Consider the following 19,291-nt stretch of genomic DNA (forward strand, 5'->3'; position numbering starts at 1 on the left):
GGCTCAGCGCGGCGTCGCGGAGGCCAGCGGCACCGGTGTCTCCTGACCGGCCCACGTGCCGGTCAGGACGGCGCCGGTGAGGTCGCCGCCGGTGTCGAGGCGACGGCGGACGGCCAGCTCGACGGTCGCCGTCACGACCACCGTCAGCTCGCCCTCGGTCACGCGCTCGACCGCGCCCGCGGCGGGCGCCTCCGCCGGCCCGTGCCCGGTCACGGCGATGCCCATGCTGAGGTCACGGCGTTCGAGCCGGTCCTCGTGCTGCACGAACTCCTCGACCTGGCCCGCTCCGGTGAGGATCGCCTCCGCGAGGGCCGCCACGTACACCGGGTCGCCGAACGCGTCGTACACCCAGCGCCGGCCCAGCACCGAGTGCTCCGTGGTGCCGATCAGCCACTCGTCGCCGCCGTCCAACGGCGCGTCGCGGTAGGTGAGGGGCATCTGGAGCACCGGCCCGTCGCCGACCCGCACCAGCATGGTCTCGATCCCGACCGCGCCGGCCGGGTCGTCGAAGCGGTAGCTCGCCACCCGCACGACCTCGCCGGTCGGCCCCGTGTACCAGTCGCGGCCGGGCAGCCAGCCGGCCAGCAGCTCGACCTTGGTGGGGGTGACGGTCGCTTTGTGGATCAGGGCCATGCGGTCATCCTAACCGCGGCGGTCCGCGCGTCGGCGCGTCAGCGCGTCACGTGCGCGGCGTCGCGCAGGGCCTCGGCGACCCGGTCCGGCGGCCAGCCCAGCTCGGCGGCGAGGCGGTCCGCGAGGTCCGGGGTGACGGCGCGGACGAGCGCGCCCAGCACGGTCACCACGTCGCCGACGACCGAGCTGGGCCCGCCGGCCATGTCGTCGCCGAGCTGCGCGAAGAACCGGCCCATCCGACCCATCCGGGCCCCGGCGGGCGTGGCGGGGTCGAGGACCTCGGCCCCGCGTCCGGCCGTCTCGGCGAGCACCTCGTTGGTCCGGGCGCTCGTCAGCCACGTGCGCAACCACATGTCGTCGTCGACGAAGTACCTCTCCCGCCGCCGGACACCGCGCTCGCGGCGCAGGACCTCCAGTCCTTCGAGGTAGCCGACCGCCTTGGAGACCGATGCCGGGCTGACCCGCAGCCGGTCGGTCAGCTCCGCCGCGGTCAGCGCGCCGGCGTCGGTCGTGAGCAGGCTCGCCAGCACGCGGGCGGCCATGCGCGGCAACCCCATCCGCACCATCGAGGCGGCGAACTCCTCCGCGAACGCCGACACCGCCGCCGGGTCGCGGCCTTCCGCGCCGACGACGGCAGGCGGCTCGTGGGGCGCGGCGGACCTGCGCCGGCGGGCGCGTCGCCGCGCGGCCTGGTGCGCGCGGTCGGCCCGGTAGTCACGGGCGCCGCCGTTGCGGCTCACCTCGCGGGTCACGGTGGACGTCGGCCTGCCCAGCCGTCGCGCGATCTCCGCGTAACCCAGACCGCGCGTCAGCCCCGACGCGATGTCGCGGCGGTCCTCGTCGGTCAGCCTGCCACCCGGCATCGCCCGTCCTCTCCCGTCGGTGCGGCCAGTGTGCGTTCACGGGCAGCGCAGTGCAACGAGGTCCGCCGAATCATTGCGTTCACCGTCAGCGCCGGTGCAATGATTCGACGCGGAATAGCTGCTGAAACCCCGCAATGACCATTCTCGGACGTTGTCGGCGCCCGAAAGGCGACGTAGCTTTCGCCCCCTCTCGAAGATCGACCGGAAGTCAGGGGGAGCTATGACGAGCGAGCGAGTCGTGCTCGACGTCGACGGCCTGCGCATGCGCTACGGCACGACCGACGTCCTGCACGACGTCACGTTCCAGGCCCGCCACGGCGAGGTGCTGGCGCTGCTCGGCCCGAACGGCGCGGGCAAGACCACGACGATCGAGGTCCTGGAGGGTTTCCGGATGCGCTCGGCGGGCCGGGTGTCGGTGCTCGGCGTCGACCCGGCCCACGCCGGCGAGGAGTGGCGGGCCCGCGTCGGCGTGGTCCTGCAGTCCTGGCGCGACCACGGCAAGTGGCGGGTCCGCGAACTGCTCCGGCACCTCGGCGTCTACTTCTCCTGCTACGCCACCGACCGGATCGCCCGACCGTGGGACCCGGACGACCTGGTCGCGGCCGTCGGCCTGACCTCGCGGGCGAACGCGAAGATCCGCACGCTGTCCGGCGGCCAGCGGCGCAGGCTGGACGTCGCCGTCGGCCTCGTCGGCCGGCCCGAGGTGCTGTTCCTGGACGAGCCGACCACCGGGTTCGACCCGGTCGCGCGCCGCGAGTTCCACGAGCTCGTGCGCGGGCTCGCGGCCCGGGAGTCCACGACGGTCCTGCTCACCACGCACGACCTGGACGAAGCCGAGAAGCTGGCCGACCGCATCGTCGTCCTCGACGGCGGCCGGATCGTCGCCGACGGCACGGCCGACGAGCTGGCGCGGCGCATCGCGGGCGAGGACGAGGTCCGCTGGACCCACGCCGGGCAGCGGCACGTGCGGCACGTGCGGGCGTCCACGGAGTTCGTGCACGACCTGTTCCGCCGCCACGGCGACGGGATCACCGAGCTGGAGGTCCGCCGGGCCTCGCTGGAGGACACCTACCTGTCGCTGGTGCGCAGGGTCGAGGCGGGGGGAGCGGCCGGGTGAACCCGACCACCACCGCGTTGCGCGCGGGCGGGCAGCGGGGCCTGATCGAGCTGCGCCAGTCGCTGACCAACGGCGCGGACCTGTGGGACCACGCGTTCTGGCCCGTGCTGATGCTCGTCGTCACGTTCTTCCTGCGTGACGTGTCCTTCGAGGGGACCGGGTTCTCCGTCGGCGCCCTCGCGCTGCCGGGCATCCTCGGCATGAACGCCGCGATGGCCATGGTCACCATGAGCCAACTGCTCACCGCCGACCGCGAGGACGGCACGCTGCTGCGGGCCAAGGCGACGCCGAACGGGATGTCGGGCTACCTGGTGGGCAAGCTCGTGTCCGTGGCCGGCGGGCTCGTCGTGGACCTGTCGATCTTCCTGGTGCCGGGCGCGTTCCTGGTCTCCGGCCTGGTCACCGGCAGCGTCGAGGCGTGGCTGACGGTGGCCTGGGTGCTGGCGCTCGGCCTGCTCGCCGCCCTGCCCCTGGGCGCGGTGCTCGGCTCGGTGTTCTCCAGCGCCCGCGCGCAGGGCCTGTTGATCCTGCCGATCCTCGCCGTGATCGCGATCTCCGGCGTTTTCTACCCGGTCACGGCGCTGCCGGTCTGGGTGCAGTGGGTGGCGCAGGTGTTCCCGGTGTACTGGCTGGGGCTCGGCATGCGCTCGGCCCTCCTGCCCGATGCCGCCGCGGCCGTGGAGATCGGCCAGTCCTGGCGGCACCTGGAAACCGTCGGCGTGCTGACCGCGTGGGCGGTCGTCGGCCTGGTCCTGGCTCCGGCGGTGCTGCGCCGGATGGCCCGCCGGGAGTCCGGGTCGAGCGTGGCCGAACGCCGGGAGAGGTCACTGCGACGGGTCGGGTAGGCCGACGATCCCGCCGGCGCGACGACTGCGCGGTCCCGCCGATCCGGGAATCGGTGAAGGCGGGAGTGACCAGCGCCGGCGGTTCGGCAGCCCGCACCGTCGCGGCGGGAGCACGGCGGGCCGGGTGCGGCCGACCGGCCGCGACCCGGCCCGCGCAGTGGGGCCTCGACCGGGTCGGACGGGGGTCGGCCGGATGCGGACGGACGGTCGCGCGGGGTCGGACGCGCCTGCCCGACCTGCGTCGACGGGGTGGCCGGGCGGCCACGTCCACCGTTATTCGACGGGCGCCGGAATGTGCTGCGGTCGCGCACGACCGCGCTTTTCACAGCCGAAGCGGAACCGCAGCGCCGAATGCGAAACACTTGTCGGTCGGAATCGGTGAACTTTAGCTTCGTCGTTCCCGAGAAGGAGGTGTGCATGAACGAGTTCGACTTGACCTTCGACGCCGAGGACCTGGTGCTCGACGACCTCGCCGTCACCACGATGCGCGACACCGTCGCGCTGCCCGAGAGCGGCGCGTCGATCGGCGCCTCGTGCGGCAGCTCGTGCTGCTGCCAGCCGCAGCTGCCCCAACCGACCTTCTGAGACCGGCGTCCCAGCCGATTACCAGGAGGTTCACCGCAGCTCGTCGACGCCGGGGACGCCCACAGGGGCGTCCCCGGCCCGGTGCCACCCGGCGGCCGGGTGGTCGAACCGATCGTGGACACCCGCTGGAGGCCTCGTGACCGATGTCGTCTGCTACTACCACGACCCGGTGAAGGCGTCCCTGCTCCGCGACGCGGTCCTGCCCGCGCTCGCCGAGGCCGAGGCCGCCGGCGCGCGCGGCCACGTGGAGCGGCACTGGCTGCACGGCCCGCACCTGCGGGTGCGCCTGGACCGGGAGGCCGACCTGGTCGCCGAGCGGCTGCGCGAGCACCTGGCGGCGCACCCGTCCACGGCGGGGACGCCGCACGACGAGCTGCTGGACCGGTCGCACCGCTACGGCGTGGCCGAGCTGGTCCCGCCGCCGTACGAGCCGATCCACCCGGACAACACCGTGGTGGTCGAGCCGACCGACCACAGCGGCATCCGCGAGCTGCTCGGCTCGGACGTCCTGGTGGACCTGCGGACCCGCGTGCTGCGCCTGGGCGTGCCCGCCCTGCGGGACGTGGTGGCCGCCGACGACACCAGGTCCACCACGCGCGTGCGGGCCGCGCTGGTCGCGATGGCCGCGCACGCGAGCCGCTACTCCGGCGGCCTGGAGCACGGCTACCACTCGTTCCAGTCCCACCTGGAGGACTTCCTGCTGCACAGCGACCCGGACGGCCGCCTGCGGTCCCGGTTCGACCGGGTGTGGGCGGACAACGCGCCGGGCGTCACCGAGACCGTCCTGGCCGTCGCCGAGGGCCGCCTGACCACGCCGTGGGCGGCCTGGACGGTCACCGCCCGCGAGCTGATCGAGGTCGTGTACGACCGCGGCGACCTGCCCAGCGGCTACAGCTCCCGCCACGGCGAGCGGGCGTTGGCGCTGGGGGAGCCGGGCGCCATCCGGCGCTGGCACCCCGACCACCGCGAGCACCACAGCGAGTACCACCGGCAGTTGCGGGCGGTGGACCTGGAGCACCCGCTGTACCGGCGGCCGTTCACCGTCTACCGGTTCGGCACGAACATGCTCTACCAGCTGCTCTCGGTGTGCGACGTGACACCGGTCGAGCGCTACCTGGCGGCGAGCCTGGTGGCGCGGGCCGCGCAGCGGATCAGCGGCGTCGGCTGGTCCGAGCACATCGCGCGGATGGCGGAGGCGACCCGGTGAACGACTCCGCGGCCGCCGCCGCGGACCGGGTGCTGGTGCGACTGCGCCCGATCGCGCAGGTCACGCCGACCGCCACCGGCCTGCACGCGCGGGGTTGGCGGTCCGGGTTCACGTTGCGCGGCGGCAAGGGTCTCTGGGCGATCTGGCAGCGGTTGGCGGGTCCGCTGGCCGACGGGGTGCCGCCGGCGCGGTTGGCGGCGCCCGACGACGCACCGCCGGTCGTGGCCAAGGCGCTGGAGCTGATCATCGGCCAACTGCGCGAGCACGACCTGCTGGTCGAGGTGCCCGCGGCCTGGGCCGCCGCACCGGGCGACACCGGCGGCCCGGACCCCGGACCGCCGCCGCACGTCGCGAGTTGGCTGGAGTCCGTCGCACCCGTGCCGCTGCGGGCGTGGCGGCGGATGCGCTCCACTCCCGTCGCCGTGGTCGGCGGCGGCGCGCCGGCCGCCGCCGCGCGGCGGACGTTGCTGGCCACCGGGTTGGAACCCGAGCTCCGGCCGGGCGACGGACCGCTGCTGCTGCTCGCCGGCGGGCACGCGGTCGCCGCCGGGTGCGCCGCGGACGTGGGCTTCGTGGTGCGGCCCGGACCGGCCGCCGACGTGCTCGCCGACGCCGCCGCCGTGGCCGCGCGGCTGGGTGGCGAGCCCGGCCCGCCGCCGGAGGTGCTGGCCGCGCTGGTCGGGTCGGCCGCCGCGCACCGGCTGGTGTGCGCGGTCGGTGGGCTGCCGGACCCGTCCACCGAGGCGGTGAACCTCTGGCACGACTCGCCGCCGCCCGACCCGCCGCACCAGCCGGTGCTGGTCGCGCGGCTGGACCCGTTGCGCGCCGAGTACCACCCGTGGTTGTCGGAGGTGCGACCCGGCGAGCCGGACGGCACGCTGGTGCGGGTCCTGGGCGACCCCGAACTGGGACCCGTGCCCGCACCCGGTCCGGGATCGCTGCCGCAGTCGCCGGTGGCGCTCGCGGCGTCCGGCGACGTGGTCGGGTTCGGCACGACCGACCGCGCCGCCCGGCTCGACGCGGTGATCCGCGCGGCGCACCGGCTCGCCCCCGACGGCGCCGTGCTCGGCGCGGACCGGCGGCACGCCGACGGCCTGGCCCTGCGCACGGCCGCCCGCCGCCTGGCCGGGACGCCGGTGGCCGAGGACGAGTGGCTGACCGACCCCACCGCGCGACGCTGGTGGAAGGCCGTGGTGCTGCGCTTCGCGCTGCCCGCCGCCGTCGAGGTGACCCGCCTGGCCGAGCGGGTGGTGCGCGCCCGCGTCCACGCCGGCGGGCACGAGCTGTCGTGGGCGGTCGAGGCGTCGGCGGCCGACGCGGTGGCGTTCGCCGCGATGGCCGCCGCCGGCCGTGCCCAGGCCGGTCTGTCCGACACCGTCGTGCTGTCCGGCGCGATGCCGGTGCACGTGCCCGACGGCGTCGACGCGTCGCGGCCCGACCGCGACCGGCACTGGCCGCTGGGCGTGCGCGACGCCGAGGAAGGGTTGCAGGACGACCTGCGGCGGCTGCTGGGCGTGGCCGAGGTGGAGCCGGTGGGCCTGGGGCCGGTGCTCGACGCCGCCGGCGTGGTGGGTCGCGCGGTGCCGGAGGTCGGCCGGTGAAGGTGCTGGAGCTGACCGGTTACGCGCTCGGCGACCTGGCGCGGATCAGCGCCGCGCCCACCGGCTCGCCGGTGCTGCCGATCCGCCACGACGGCGGCCTGGTGCTGGTCGGCCCGGTGTTCGGCGGGGACGGCGCGGGCGTGTGCCTGAGTTGCGCCGAGGACGCGCGGTTGGCCGCGCAGAGCACGGCGACGCCCCGCCGTGACGAGCGGATGCGGGTGGGCGGCCTGGGTTCCCCGGTGCTGCGCCCGTTGCTGGCCGCGCTGACCGAACGGGTGCGGGCCGACCCCGACGCGCACCGGGACACGGTCCTGGCGGTGCGCGCCGACCTGGCGACCGTCACCGAGCACCGGGTGCGCACCCGGCCGGACGGCTGCGCGGTGTGCGGGCCGCTGCCCGAGGACTCACCCGAGCTGGCCGTGGTCGTGCGCGAGCCGGTGCCGGCGGAGCCCGGCACGGTGCGCGGTCCGAACCCGCGCACCTCCGGCGACGCCGTGCGCGCGGCGCTGGTGGACGCGCGGCACGGCCTGGTGACCGGGGTGTTGCGCATCGGCGACCTGCCACTGGCGGCGGCCGCGGCCCAGCTCGTGCCCGAGGGCCAGGGGCGGCAGGCCGGGTTCGGCCGCACGGGCGACTTCGCCGAGGCCGAGCGGGTGGCGTTGTTCGAGTCGGTGGAACGGCACGCCGGGATGCGCCCGCGCCGGGTGCGGACCGTGCTGGAGGCGTCGTTCGCCGAGCTGGGCCCGTCCCGCGCGCTGGACCCGGTCCGGTTGGGCCTGCCGGACCACCCGTCGCCGCACATCACCCCGTACTCCGCCGAGGCGCGCACGAAGTGGGTGCACGGGTGGTCGTACACGCACGGCAGACCGGTCGCGGTGCCGGAGCACGCCGTCTACTGGGGCTTGGGCCGCGGGACGGGAGCGCGGTTCCTGGACGAGACGTCCAACGGCTGCGGCACGGGCAACAGCCTCACCGAAGCGGTGCTGCACGGGTTGTTCGAGGTCGCCGAGCGCGACGCGTTCCTGATGGCCTGGTACGCCCGCCGCCCGTTGCCCGAGCTGGAGGTCCGGGACGACTTCGTCGCCCACCTGGCCGACCGGGTGGCGCAACTGGGCTATGCGTTGGAGTTCTACGACGCCACCACCGAGCTGGACGTGCCGTCGGTGCTCTCCCTGGCCCGCCACACCGGTCCGGGACCGCTGTCGCCGCGGGCGTTCTTCGCCGCCGGCGCGGGCCTGGACCCCGCCGGCGCGGTGCGCGCGGCGGCGGCCGAGGTGGTGATGGACGTCGAGTCGGCGGCGCGGCGCTTCCGGACCAACCCCGAGGAGTACGACCGGGACCGGCTGCTGCGGATGCTCCGGGAACCCGGGCTGATCCGCACCATGGAGGACCACGTCACCGTCAACGGCCTGCCCGAGGCCGCCGACCGGTACGACTTCCTGCGACCGGGCGACCCGGTGGCGGCGACCGTGCCCGACGTGCCGCGCGACGACCTCGACGCGCTGCTGGAGCACTACGTGCGCAAGTTGGCCGCGCTGGAGCTGGAGGTGATCGCGGTGGACCAGACCGACCCGGTGGTGCGCGACCGGTTGGGCCTGCACTCGGCCAAGGTGATCGTCCCCGGCACGCTGCCGATGACGTTCGGCGAGCTCAACCGCCGCACGCACGGCATCGGCCGGCTGCGCGCCGACGGCCCCCTGCTGCCCCACCCGTTCCCGTGACGGCCGCCGACGCGTTGGCCGCCGCCTACCGGCACGGGCCCGGCCGGGTGGTGGAGACCGGGCCCGCGCCGCGTCCCGGGCCGGCGTCGGGCCCGCGGACGCCGTTCGCGGCACTGGCCGCGCGGGGCCGGTTCGGGTCCGCGCTGACGCACCTGCTGACCGACGTGGTGACGCCGCTGCGGTGGGAGCCGTGGAACCAGTACAACGACCACCGCGGCCACCCCTCGGCGCGGGCCGCGTTCACCGTCGACGTCGTGCTGGCGGTGGGCTCCCGCCGTTGGCTGGTGGACCCGGTCCGGCGGGTCGTGGTCGGCGACGGCTCACCCGTGCCCGACGGGTTGGTGCGGCTGGAGCCGGTGCGCAGGCGCGACCGGCTGGCGGAGGGCTACGGCGAGTTCGGCGACGCGTTGACCGAGCTGGAGATGGGCCACGTGGCGGCGGCCCTGGTCGAGCACGCGTCCCGGCTGGGGTTGCGGGCGCACGCCGACGGCACGGCGGTGGTCGTGTCGTCGTGGCGGGAGAGCGGCCGGCCGGCGGGTCCGTCCCCGGTGCGCGGCTCCGGCTTCGGCCCCCGCGGCATCTCCGCCGACCCGCGCCCCCTGCCGGTGAGCGCCCTGCACGCGTTCGTCGCGGCGATCACGCACCCGCCCGAGGGCTCGCCGGTGCGCCACGACGTGCGGCACCGGCTGGCGGTGCGCAACGTCGAGGGCGTGGCCGACGGCTGGTACGAGCCGGCCGGCCTGCGACTGGTCGACGCCGGCGGGGCGCTGGACCAGGTGCGCGAGGTGTTCGGCCACCCGCCCGACACGATTGACGTGGGCGCGATGAACCTGGCGCTGGTCACCACCGGCGACCCGGCGGCGGCCGTGGCCGTGGACGGGCCCGACGGCTACCGGGCGCTGCTGCGGGCGGCGGGCGCGGCGGCTCAACACGCCTGCACCGCGGCGGCCGGCGCCGGGATGTTCTGCCGCCCGGCCCGCAGCACCGTCGACGGGGCGCTGGAGGCAGCCGTCCGGGCGCCCGCCTCGCACGTGCTGCTCTACCTGCTCCTGGCGGGCCGCCCGCGCGGCACCGGCTTCTCCTACGACCTGACGCCGTTGGAGGCCCGATGACCTGGACCGGTCTGCACGTGCGCTTGTCGTGGGCGGTCGAGCACGTGGACGCGTTCATCGCCGACGCGCTCGCGCCCGCGATGGCCGCGCACCGGGCGGACGGCGGGCTCGCCGACTGGTTCTACCTGCGGTACTGGCAGACCGGGCCGCACCTGCGGGTGCGGGTCAAGGACGCGCGGGTGGACCTGGCGGCGCAGCTGCGGGACCTGGTCGCGGCGGCGGACTTCCCTGTGGTGGAGCCGGATCCGGACGCGTTCTACACCTCGATCGGGGCCGCACCGGGCGCCTGGTTGCCGCACGGTGACGTCCGCCCGGCCGAGTACGAGCCGGAGGTGCGCCGCTACGGCGGTCCGGAACTGCTGCCGCTGGCCGAGGACGTGTTCTGCCGGAGCACCGAGGTCGCCGCGGCCGTGCTGCGCGTGGCGCGCACCCCGACCGCGAAGGTCAACGCGGCGGTGGAACTGGTGATGGCGACGACGCTCGCGATGAAGCTGGACCGGCTCGCCGCCTCGGCCTGGCTGCGGGCACTCGCCGCCGGGTGGCGGCAGGCCCGCGAGCCGTCCACGCCGCCGACCGTGGCGTCCCACTCCGCCGCACGCCGCCTGCACGAGGCGTGGGCGACGGGGCTGAGCGCCCGGTGGGACCGGTTGTCGACCGGCGCGACGGGCGTGGTGGCGTACTGGATGGCGCAGGTCCGGCCGGACGTGCCGCCGTACGTGTGGGCCTCGCAGCTGCACATGCTGCTCAACCGGCTGGGCATCGGCCCCGACGAGGAGCGCACCCTCTGCTGGCTGGTCGCCGCGACCGCCGCCGCGCCGGACGGCCTGGCGCCGTTCCACGAGGACGGCGTGACCGCTGCCGACCGCCGCTACCTGGAGGCCAGCAGGTTCGTCCCGGGCGTGGCCGCCCAGCTGCCGCGCGAGGACGCCGCGGCCGAGGCCCCGTCGCTCTGGCTGGGAACCGTCGACCTGCCGCCCGGCGACCCGCCCGCCGGCTCGCTGGTGGAGGCGTTGCGGTCACGGCGCACCGGGCGCGGCGCGGACCTGGGCGGTCCGCTCGACGCCGGGCGGCTGGCGACGCTGCTGTGGACGGCGCAGGGCGCGTTCGACGACGGTCACCGGCCCTACCCGAGCGCGGGCGCCCGGTACAGCGCGCGGCTGCGGCTGGTGGCGTTGGACGTGACGGGACTCGCGGCCGGGGTCTACGACGTCGACGAGGTGGGCCGGCGGCTGGTCGCCGTGGCGCCCGCGCCGTCCGCGGCGGAGCTGGCGGCGACTTCGATGTGGTTCGGCCCGGCGGACTCCGTGCCCGCCGGGGTGGAGGTGGCGGCGCTGCCCGCGTTGCTGGGGCTGTACGTCCGGTTCGGCGCGCTGCGCCGGACCTACGGGCTGCGTGCGGCGAGGCTCGCGTTCGCCGAAGCCGGGCACCTGGCGCAGAACCTGGCCCTGGTCGCCGCGTCGGCCGGGCTGTCGCTGGGCGTGCTCGGCGGGTTCTACGACGACCTCGCGCACGACGTGTTCGTCCTGGACGGCGTGGACGACACCTTGGTCTACTTGCTGCCGGTCGGTTCGCCCGCCGGGCCGGAAGTGTGACGCTGTGGGCATGGACATGCACACCGGTCGGCTGACGATCTCGCCGGAAGTGGTGCGGGGGCTGGTGGACGAGCAGTTCCCCGAGTGGCGGGGCCTGCCGGTGAGGGCCGTCGCCCCGGCGGGCACCGTCAACGCGGTCTTCCGGATCGGCGACCGGTTCGCGGCCCGCTTCCCGCTGGTGCCCGGGGACGTCGAGTCGGTGTGGCGCTGGTTGGCGTCGGAGGCGGCCGCGGCGCGCGAACTGCTGGGGCGCACGCGCTTCCCGACCCCCGAGCCGGTCGCGTCGGGCGAGCCCGGCCCCGGCTACCCGCTGCCGTGGTCGGTGCAGACCTGGCTGCCCGGCGCCGTGGCCACCGACGAGGACCCGGGCGGGTCCGTCGGGTTCGGGCACGACCTGGCCGAGTTCGTCGCCGGCGTGCGCACGATCGACACCCGCGGCCGGACGTTCGGCGGGGGAGGTCGGGGAGGCGATCTCCGCGACCACGACGAGTGGATGCGGACCTGCTTCTCGCGCAGCGGGAAGCTCTTGGACGTCGCCCCGCTGCGGCGGATGTGGCGCCACCTGCGCGACCTGCCACCCGCCGCGACCGGCGACGTGATGTGCCACGGCGACCTGATCCCCGGCAACGTGCTGGTGTCCGACGGGCGCCTGGCCGGGCTCCTCGACGTCGGCGGCCTGGGCCCGGCCGACCCGTCCCTGGACCTGGTGGGGGCCTGGCACCTGCTCGACAGCGGCCCCCGCCGGGCCTTCCGCGCCGACCTCGGGTGCGACGACCTGGAGTGGGAGCGCGGCAAGGCCTGGGCGTTCCAGCAGGCGATGGGCCTGGTCTGGTACTACGTCGACAGCAACCCGGCCATGAGCCGGATGGGCCGGCGCACCCTCGACCGCCTCGCCGCCGACGCGGCCCAGTCCCGCTGAGCGCCACCCCGAAAGCGGTGTCGGGCGGGGTCTGCCCGGGTTCGGTCGCCGTCGGCCCACCGCGCCCGGCCCAGCTCGACTCGCCCGCCCGGCGCGCGATGCCGCACGACCTCCCGCGGTGACCGGCCCACGGCCTGCGGCCGGTCGGTCTTTGCGCAGATCAGCGTCCATGTCGAAAGTTTTCGGCTCGGCGACCGGTCCGGCTGTGCTCCTGAGTGTCGCCATAACGCTTCGGCCTGCAAAAACACACCGTTGACATCGGTGCGGTGAGTTGCCACCATCCCCGAAAAGGATTTCGAACGGTGTCATCCCGAAGGGCGGTGGCCGCCGAACGCCCGACAGCCCGGCACCGCGTCGGGCGCGCCGGACTCCGCAGCCGCCGATCCGCGCAGCGCGCCCGGCCGCAAGACACGCACGACCCCCTTCGCGAGAGAGGACGCTCCCCAGTGGCCGAATCCGCCGAGTTCCCGTTCAACCGCCGCCTGTTCCTGCACGCCTCCATGGCCGGCGCCGGCGCCGCCGCCGTCGCCGGTGGAGGACTGCTGGGCCCGCAGGCGGCCGCCGCCGCGCCCAGGGCGGTACTGCCACCCCAGGCCGGTCCGGGTGGGACGGCGCCCGTGCGGCCGTTCCCGCTGCGCGACGTGCGGTTGGGCGCCGGTCTGCTGAGCGAGAAGCGGGACCGGGTGAAGGCGTTCCTGCGGGCTTACGACGAGAAGCGCTTCCTCGTGCTGTTCAACAACCAGGCGGGCAGGCCGAACCCGCCCGGTGTGGCCGTGCCGGGTGGCTGGGAGGACGGGGGGCTGCTCAGCGGCCACTGGGCCGGGCACTACCTGACCGCGCTCGCCCAGGCCTACGCCGACGGGGAAGAAGCCGTCTACAAGGACAAGCTGGACTGGATGGTCGCGGAGCTGGCCGCCTGCCAGGCGGCGATCACCGCGCGCATGGACTCGGCGCCGGGCGGCGGCGACGAGCCCGCGCCACCCATCGGTCGGGTGGCCGGCCGGTTCGGCAGCGGCCTGAGGCTCAACGGGCCGAGCAAGGCGCAGTACTGCACGCTGCCGCAGGAGACGATCAACCAGCTCACCGACTTCACCATCGCCACCTGGGTCAACCTCGCCTCGCCCACCGACTGGAGCAGGCTGTTCGACTTCGGCCAGAACAGCACCGTCAACATGTTCCTGACCCCGCGCGCGGGCGTCGCCGGGAACGTGCCGCGCTTCGCCATCACCACCGGCGGCTCGGGTGGTGAGCAGCGCATCGACGGCACCTCGGCGTTGCCCACCAACCAGTGGGTGCACCTCGCGGTGACGCTGGCGGGCACGACCGGCGTCCTCCACGTCGACGGCAGGCCGGTCGGCCGCAACGCGAACATGACGCTCAACCCGTCGCACCTGGGCAACCCCGGGAACCGGTGGATCGGGCGATCGCAGTACGGCGACCCCTACCTGGACGCGACGGTCGACGAGTTCCACGTCTTCGACCGGGCGCTGACCGAGGACGAGCTGCGGTCCCTGGCGGACTCCCCGGCCGGGACCACGGGCGGCGGCAGCATCGCGTGGTACCGGTTCGACGAGACCGGCGGCACGACCCTGGAAGACGCCTCGCCGAACAACCGCGACGCCGGCGTCGTGGCCGCCACCTCCGAGGGGACCGCGGACTGGGTCCCGACCTTCCCCGGTTACCTCGGCGCGATCCCGGAGGACGCGGTGCTGCGCCTCGGGCCGCCGCGCTGGGCGGTCTACGGCGGCAACGCCCGGACGAACACGTGGGCGCCCTGGTACACGCAGCACAAGATCATGCGCGGCCTGCTCGACGCGCACTACCACGCCGACAACGCCCAAGCCCTCGACGTCGTCACGAAGATGGCCGACTGGGCGCACCTCGCGTTGACCGTCGGCGACAAGAACCACCCGGACTACGAAGGCCCGCTGACCCGCGACGACCTCAACTACATGTGGGACCTCTACATCGGCGGCGAGTTCGGCGGCGCGAACGAGGTGTTCCCGGAGATCGGGCACCTCACCGGCGACCCGAAGCACCTGGTGACCGCCAAGTGCTTCGACAACCGCGAGTCGCTGTTCGACGCGTGCGTGCAGGACCGGGACATCCTCGTCGTCACCCCGCGGGACCGCCCCGGCCGCCGCCGCCCCGAGCGGCTGCACGCCAACACCCACCTGCCGCAGTTCATCGGCTACCTCAGCGTCTACGAGCGGGGCGGCGGCCAGGAGTACTTCACCGCCGCGAAGAACTTCTTCGGCATGGCCGTTCCGCACCGCATGTTCGCCCACGGCGGCGTCGGCGGGAACTACCCCGGTTCCAACAACAACCTGGAGCTGTTCCAGAACCGGGGCAACGTCGCCAACGCCGTCGCCACGAGCGGCGCGGAGACCTGCACGACGTACAACCTCCTCAAGCTGTCCCGCAACCTGTTCCTGCACGAGCACGACCCGGCCTACATGGACTACTACGAGCGCGGTCTGCTCAACATGATCGCCGGGTCGCGGGCCGACACCACGCGGACCACCGACCCGCAGGTGACCTACTTCCAGCCGGTCGGGCCGGGCGCCACGCGCAGCTACGGCAACACCGGGACGTGCTGCGGCGGCACCGGCCTGGAGAACCACACGAAGTACCAGGAGACGGTGTTCTTCCGCTCCTCGGACGACAGCGCGCTGTGGGTCAACCTGTACGCGCCCGCCACGCTCGACTGGGCCGAGAAGGGCTTCACCGTCACGCAGCGGACCACCTTCCCGCGCGAGGACCGCACGACGCTCACGATCGACGGCGTCGGCAGGCTGGACCTCGAGCTGCGGGTGCCCGCCTGGGCCCGGCGCGGGTTCACCGTCACCGTCAACGGGTGGCGGCAGGACCTCGACGCGCGGCCGGGCACCTACGTGACGCTGAGCCGCGAGTGGCAGCGCGGTGACGTGGTGGAGATCCGGATGCCGTTCAGCGTCCGGATCGAGCGGGCCCTCGACCGCCCCGACACCCAGGCGGTGTTCTGGGGCCCGGTGCTGCTGCAGATCATGGGCGACCCGGGTGGCGGTGCGTTCCGGGAGCTGTCGCTGTACCGGCACCTCAAGCGGGACGGCGACTACGGCCGCGCGGCGATCAAGGCGGGCGCGGCCACGGCGGGCGGCGACCCGACGTTCACCACGGGCGGGCTCGCGCTGCGGCCGTACTACATCAGCGACGAGCAGCCCGCGTCGTCGTACTTCCGCCGGGTGGAGCCGACGGTGGTGTTCGGCTCCATCGACACCGGCGTGCCCAATCGCAAGCGCGACGACGGCCTGCCGCACTACGACGTCCCGGTCGAGGGCATCACCTCGCCGGGAGCCGACGGCCCGACGTTCCTGGACCTGCTCTGGGACCAGGCGCCGTTCGCCGACCACGGCCGGTTCGTCGCCGCGGCCACCGCGCTCGCCGACGCCTTCGTCACCGCGGGCACGTTCACCGGGACCGAGCGGGACGTGGTCGTGGCCAAGGCGGCCTCCGCCGCCCGCGAGCTGTCGACCACCCGCTTCGACGTCCGCGTCGAGGCGGGCACCCGGCGCATCGGCGCCAACGCGTACGTCTTCGTCACCGCGGTCAACACCGGCGAGGTGCCCCTCACCGCCGAGATCACGACGGCGTACGGGTCGCGGACGGTCGCGGACGTCGCCCCGGGCAAGTCGGCCTACCAGTCCTTCAACACCCGGGCCGAGTCGGTCGCCGCGGGCTCCGTCACCGTCAAGGCGACGGGCAGCGTCGACGGCGAGGCGGTGACGGAGGAGTTCACGGCGACCTACGCCTGAGCTGCCGCCGGAACCGAGGGACCCGAAGCACCCCGAGCCGGACACCTTTCCCGACAGTCACCGAAGACAGTCGACACACCAGGAGAGCAACCCATGATCAGGACGCGAACGCGCGGCCGACAACGGCGTCTCGTCGCCGTCGCAGCGGCCATCGTCACCACGGCCGCGCTCACCGCCTGCGGCGGTGCGGACAACGGACCCGCGAGCGAGATCTCGGCGGGCGGTGTCGAGGGGGTCGACGACGGCGCCACGCTGACCCTGTGGACCCGGGCTCCGCTGGAGTTCCAGGCCAACCTGCTGGTCGAGGCCTACAACAAGACGCACAAGAACAAGGTCGAGCTGACCATCACCCCGAACGACGACTACGTCTCCCGCGTCGGCGCCGCCGCGGGCAGCGGCGACCTGCCGGACCTGTTCGCCGCCGACATCGTCTACGTCCCGAACTGGACCGAGGCGGGGCTGTTCTCCGACGTCACCGAGCAGATCAAGCAGCTGCCGCACGCCGACAAGATCAACAAGGGGCACCTCGGCGCGGGCACCCGCGACGGCAAGCAGCACGTCCTGCCGTTCGTGCTCGACCTGTCGGTGATGTTCTGGAACAAGGCGCTCTACCAGGAGGCCGGGCTCGACCCGGAGAAGGGCCCCGCGACGCTCGCGGAGTTCGCGGAGCACGCCAAGGCCGTGCAGCGGTTGGACAGGGAAGGCGTCTACGGCACCTCCTTCGGCGGCAACTGCGGCGGCTGCAACGTCTTCACCTGGTTCCCCACGATGTGGGCCTCCGGTGACGACCCGCTGCTCGACGGCGGCGCCAAGAGCGGCCTGGACAGCCCGTCGGCCAAGCAGCTCTACGGCACCTGGCGCGACCTGTGGGCCGCCGGCGCGGTCGACCCGGCCAGCCGGGACGAGACGGGCGCCACCTGGGTGGCGGCGTTCCAGCAGGGCAAGATCGGGGTGATGCCGTACCCGGCGACCCTGCTGGCCACGGCGGACAAGACCGTCGACGTGGGCGTGGCGCCGATCCCCGGCGTCGACGGCGGCGGCTCCACCTTCCTCGGTGGCGACGGGATCGGCATCTCCAAGGACTCCAAGAAGGCCGCGCAGGCGTGGAACTTCCTGTCCTGGCTGATGTCCGAGGAGGCGCAGGTCGGCGTCCTGGCGGCCAACAACAGCTCGGTCGCGCGGTCCGACCTCGCCGACAACGAGCACACCCGCGACGACCCCCGTCTGCTGGCCATCAACGAGGTCGCCGCGGCCGCGGACAGCCGGACGCCGACGGCGGTGAACTTCCAGCAGGCGTTCAACGCCGCCGGCAGCCCCTGGGTGACGCTGCTGCGCAACCAGGTGTTCGGGGACGCGGGCAGCCTGGCGGCGGACAACGCCGCGGTCTCGGAGGCGCTGGGCCAGTAGGCCGAGCACGTGGCGCCTGACCCGGCAGGCGCCCCTCCCGCCGTCCCCACAGAGTCGAGGATGCGATGCCCACCTCCCTCAATCAAGTGCCCACCCGTCCACCGGACCAGATCGCGCCCGCGCCGGCGCGCCGCCGTTCCGCCAAGTCCCGCCGGCGGTTGACCGGCTGGGCCTACGCCGCGCCGACCGCGCTGTTCGTGACCCTGTTCTTCGCCGTGCCCGTCCTGCTCGTCGGGCAGATGTCGATCTCGGACTGGGGCCTGTTCGCGGGCAACCGGGGGGTCAACCTCCCGGAGAACTTCGTCGACGCCGTCGACCTGCGGCTGTTCTGGCCCGCGGTCCGGTTCACCGTGAAGTACACGCTGATCACGACCGTCATCCTGATCGGGCTGTCGCTGGGCCTGGCGCTGCTGGTGCAGGAGTCGACCCGGTGGACGGGCTTCCTGCGCACGGCGGTGCTGGTGCCCAGCGCGCTGGGCCTGGCCTCCGCGTCGCTGCTGTTCTACGCGCTCTACTCGCCGCAGAGCGGCCCGTTCGGCGAGGTGCTGCGCGACGTCGGGCCGGCCGACGGGCCGATCTCGTTCCTGGGCACCCCCGACGCCGCGCTGTGGTCGACGGTCGGCCTGATCGTCTGGCGCTTCGCCGGTTTCTACATGCTGCTGCTGCTCGTGGCGCTGCAGGGCATCTCCACCGACCTCTACGAGGCCGCCGAGCTGGACGGGTGCAACCGGTGGCAGCGGTTCACCAGGATCACGCTGCCGCTGCTGCGGTCGTCGCTGGCGATGTGCACGATCCTGTGCGTCACCGGGTCGCTGCTGGCGTTCGACCAGTTCTACATCCTCACCAAGGGCGGACCGGAGAACGGCACGATGACCATCGTCCAGCTGATCTACAACGCGGCCTTCCAGGGCGGCAACGACCTCGGGCTCGCCGCCGCCCTGTCGATCATCGTGCTGGCCGCGCTGCTGGTGGTCAACCTCGGGCAGTTCCGCTGGCTGCGGGGGAGGGACGCCTGATGGCCACCACGCTCGACACCCGCCCGGTCCGGCCGGCGCGCGACGGCCGGGGCACCTCGCTGCCCGGCTTCGTCGTGCGCACGCCGTACTACGTCCTGACGGGCGCTCTGGCCCTGCTGTTCCTGTTCCCGATGGTGTGGGCGGCGGTCGCGTCGGTGGCACCGCAGGCGGGCACGGCGCAGACCGACGGCTGGGGCTTCGCCAACTACGGCACGCTCGTGGACTACCAGGCGGGGATCTGGCAGTACCTGCTCAACAGCGCGATCGTCTCCGGGCTCACGGTGCTCTTCACGGTCACCATCTCCCTGCTGGGCGGCTTCGCGTTCGCCCGGTTCGACTTCCCCGGCAAGAACCTGCTGTTCCTGGTGACGCTGGCGATCCTCATGGTCCCCTACGCCACCCTGCTCATCCCGCTCTACGTGCTGCTCAACCGGTTGGGGTTGCAGAACTCGCTGGTCGGCCTGGCGCTGGTGCTGACGATGTTCCAGCTGCCGTTCGCCACGTTCATGATGCGCGTCTCCTTCGAGGCGCTGCCCAAGGAACTGGAGGAGGCCGCGTTCGTCGACGGCTGCGGCACCTTCGCGGCCCTGCGGCGCGTGCTGCTGCCCGCCGTGCGACCGGGGCTGGTGACGGTCGCCCTGTTCGCCTTCCTGGCGGCGTGGAACGACTTCATCACCCCGCTGGTGCTGATCAGCGACTCGGACAAGGTGCCGCTGCCGCTGGCGGTCGCCAACCTCCGCCAGCAGGTGATGGGCGTCATCGACTACGGCGCCACCGAGGCGGGCGTGGTCGTGCTGGCCGTGCCCTGCGTCTTCCTCTTCCTGGTCCTCCAGCGGCAGTACGTCCGCGGGTTCATGTCCGGCGCGTTCAAAGGCTGAT

General features: G+C 74.1%; 15 protein-coding genes. 13 read left to right on the forward strand and 2 right to left on the reverse strand.

The genetic code is table 11. The features are described from left to right. Positions 1–3 precede the first annotated feature (3 nt). The gene (locus tag EDD40_RS00325; protein WP_123741109.1) at positions 4–633 is read right to left on the reverse strand and encodes a CG0192-related protein; all 630 of its coding nucleotides are present in this window, start codon (positions 631–633) and stop codon (positions 4–6) included. 38 nt (positions 634–671) lie between these two features. After that, positions 672–1,496, reverse strand: a complete 825-nt coding sequence (locus tag EDD40_RS00330; protein ID WP_123741110.1) for a GbsR/MarR family transcriptional regulator — start codon at positions 1,494–1,496, stop codon at positions 672–674. Between the two features lie 220 nt (positions 1,497–1,716). On the opposite strand from EDD40_RS00330, the gene EDD40_RS00335 reads away from it, so the two are divergent. The 13 genes from EDD40_RS00335 to EDD40_RS00390 all read left to right on the forward strand — a co-directional run bounded on the left by EDD40_RS00335 (position 1,717) and on the right by EDD40_RS00390 (position 19,290). Beyond that, positions 1,717–2,613 (forward strand): ABC transporter ATP-binding protein, encoded by an 897-nt coding sequence (locus EDD40_RS00335; protein WP_123741111.1) that lies wholly within the window; start codon positions 1,717–1,719, stop codon positions 2,611–2,613. Continuing rightward, positions 2,610–3,458, forward strand: a complete 849-nt coding sequence (locus EDD40_RS00340; RefSeq protein WP_123741112.1) for an ABC transporter permease — start codon at positions 2,610–2,612, stop codon at positions 3,456–3,458. Before EDD40_RS00335 ends, EDD40_RS00340 begins: the two co-directional genes overlap by 4 nt. A gap of 417 nt (positions 3,459–3,875) precedes the next feature. Next, a complete protein-coding gene (locus EDD40_RS00345) occupies positions 3,876–4,043 on the forward strand; it encodes a thiazolylpeptide-type bacteriocin (RefSeq protein WP_123741113.1) in 168 nt (55 codons plus the stop codon). Between the two features lie 136 nt (positions 4,044–4,179). Next, positions 4,180–5,250, forward strand: coding sequence for a lantibiotic dehydratase C-terminal domain-containing protein (locus EDD40_RS00350; RefSeq protein WP_123741114.1), 1,071 nt, complete (start codon positions 4,180–4,182; stop codon positions 5,248–5,250). Further along, positions 5,247–6,851, forward strand: coding sequence for a hypothetical protein (locus tag EDD40_RS41280; protein WP_170184879.1), 1,605 nt, complete (start codon positions 5,247–5,249; stop codon positions 6,849–6,851). The genes EDD40_RS00350 and EDD40_RS41280 overlap by 4 nt, the downstream gene beginning before the upstream one ends. After that, positions 6,848–8,572: a TOMM precursor leader peptide-binding protein gene (locus EDD40_RS00355; RefSeq protein WP_170184880.1), complete on the forward strand. Its 1,725-nt coding sequence runs from the start codon at positions 6,848–6,850 to the stop codon at positions 8,570–8,572. Before EDD40_RS41280 ends, EDD40_RS00355 begins: the two co-directional genes overlap by 4 nt. Continuing rightward, positions 8,569–9,684: a hypothetical protein gene (locus tag EDD40_RS00360; RefSeq protein ID WP_123741116.1), complete on the forward strand. Its 1,116-nt coding sequence runs from the start codon at positions 8,569–8,571 to the stop codon at positions 9,682–9,684. Before EDD40_RS00355 ends, EDD40_RS00360 begins: the two co-directional genes overlap by 4 nt. Beyond that, positions 9,681–11,276, forward strand: coding sequence for a thiopeptide-type bacteriocin biosynthesis protein (locus tag EDD40_RS00365; protein WP_123741117.1), 1,596 nt, complete (start codon positions 9,681–9,683; stop codon positions 11,274–11,276). Before EDD40_RS00360 ends, EDD40_RS00365 begins: the two co-directional genes overlap by 4 nt. A gap of 10 nt (positions 11,277–11,286) precedes the next feature. Then, entirely contained in the window at positions 11,287–12,195 is a 909-nt protein-coding gene (locus tag EDD40_RS00370) for an aminoglycoside phosphotransferase family protein (RefSeq protein ID WP_170184881.1), read from the forward strand. A 446-nt stretch (positions 12,196–12,641) separates the two neighbouring features. Then, on the forward strand, positions 12,642–15,989 hold the full coding sequence (locus EDD40_RS00375; RefSeq protein ID WP_211348028.1) for a beta-L-arabinofuranosidase domain-containing protein: 3,348 nt from the start codon (positions 12,642–12,644) through the stop codon (positions 15,987–15,989). Between the two features lie 93 nt (positions 15,990–16,082). Then, a complete protein-coding gene (locus EDD40_RS00380) occupies positions 16,083–17,396 on the forward strand; it encodes an ABC transporter substrate-binding protein (protein ID WP_123741118.1) in 1,314 nt (437 codons plus the stop codon). 65 nt (positions 17,397–17,461) lie between these two features. Then, positions 17,462–18,412, forward strand: coding sequence for a carbohydrate ABC transporter permease (locus EDD40_RS00385; protein ID WP_123741119.1), 951 nt, complete (start codon positions 17,462–17,464; stop codon positions 18,410–18,412). Further along, complete coding sequence (locus tag EDD40_RS00390) at positions 18,412–19,290, forward strand: carbohydrate ABC transporter permease (RefSeq protein WP_123741120.1); 879 nt, start codon at positions 18,412–18,414, stop codon at positions 19,288–19,290. Before EDD40_RS00385 ends, EDD40_RS00390 begins: the two co-directional genes overlap by 1 nt. Position 19,291: the final 1 nt, after the last annotated feature.

The sequence above is a fragment of the Saccharothrix texasensis genome (assembly GCF_003752005.1).
GTDB classification, from domain to species: Bacteria; Actinomycetota; Actinomycetes; order Mycobacteriales; family Pseudonocardiaceae; genus Actinosynnema; species Actinosynnema texasense.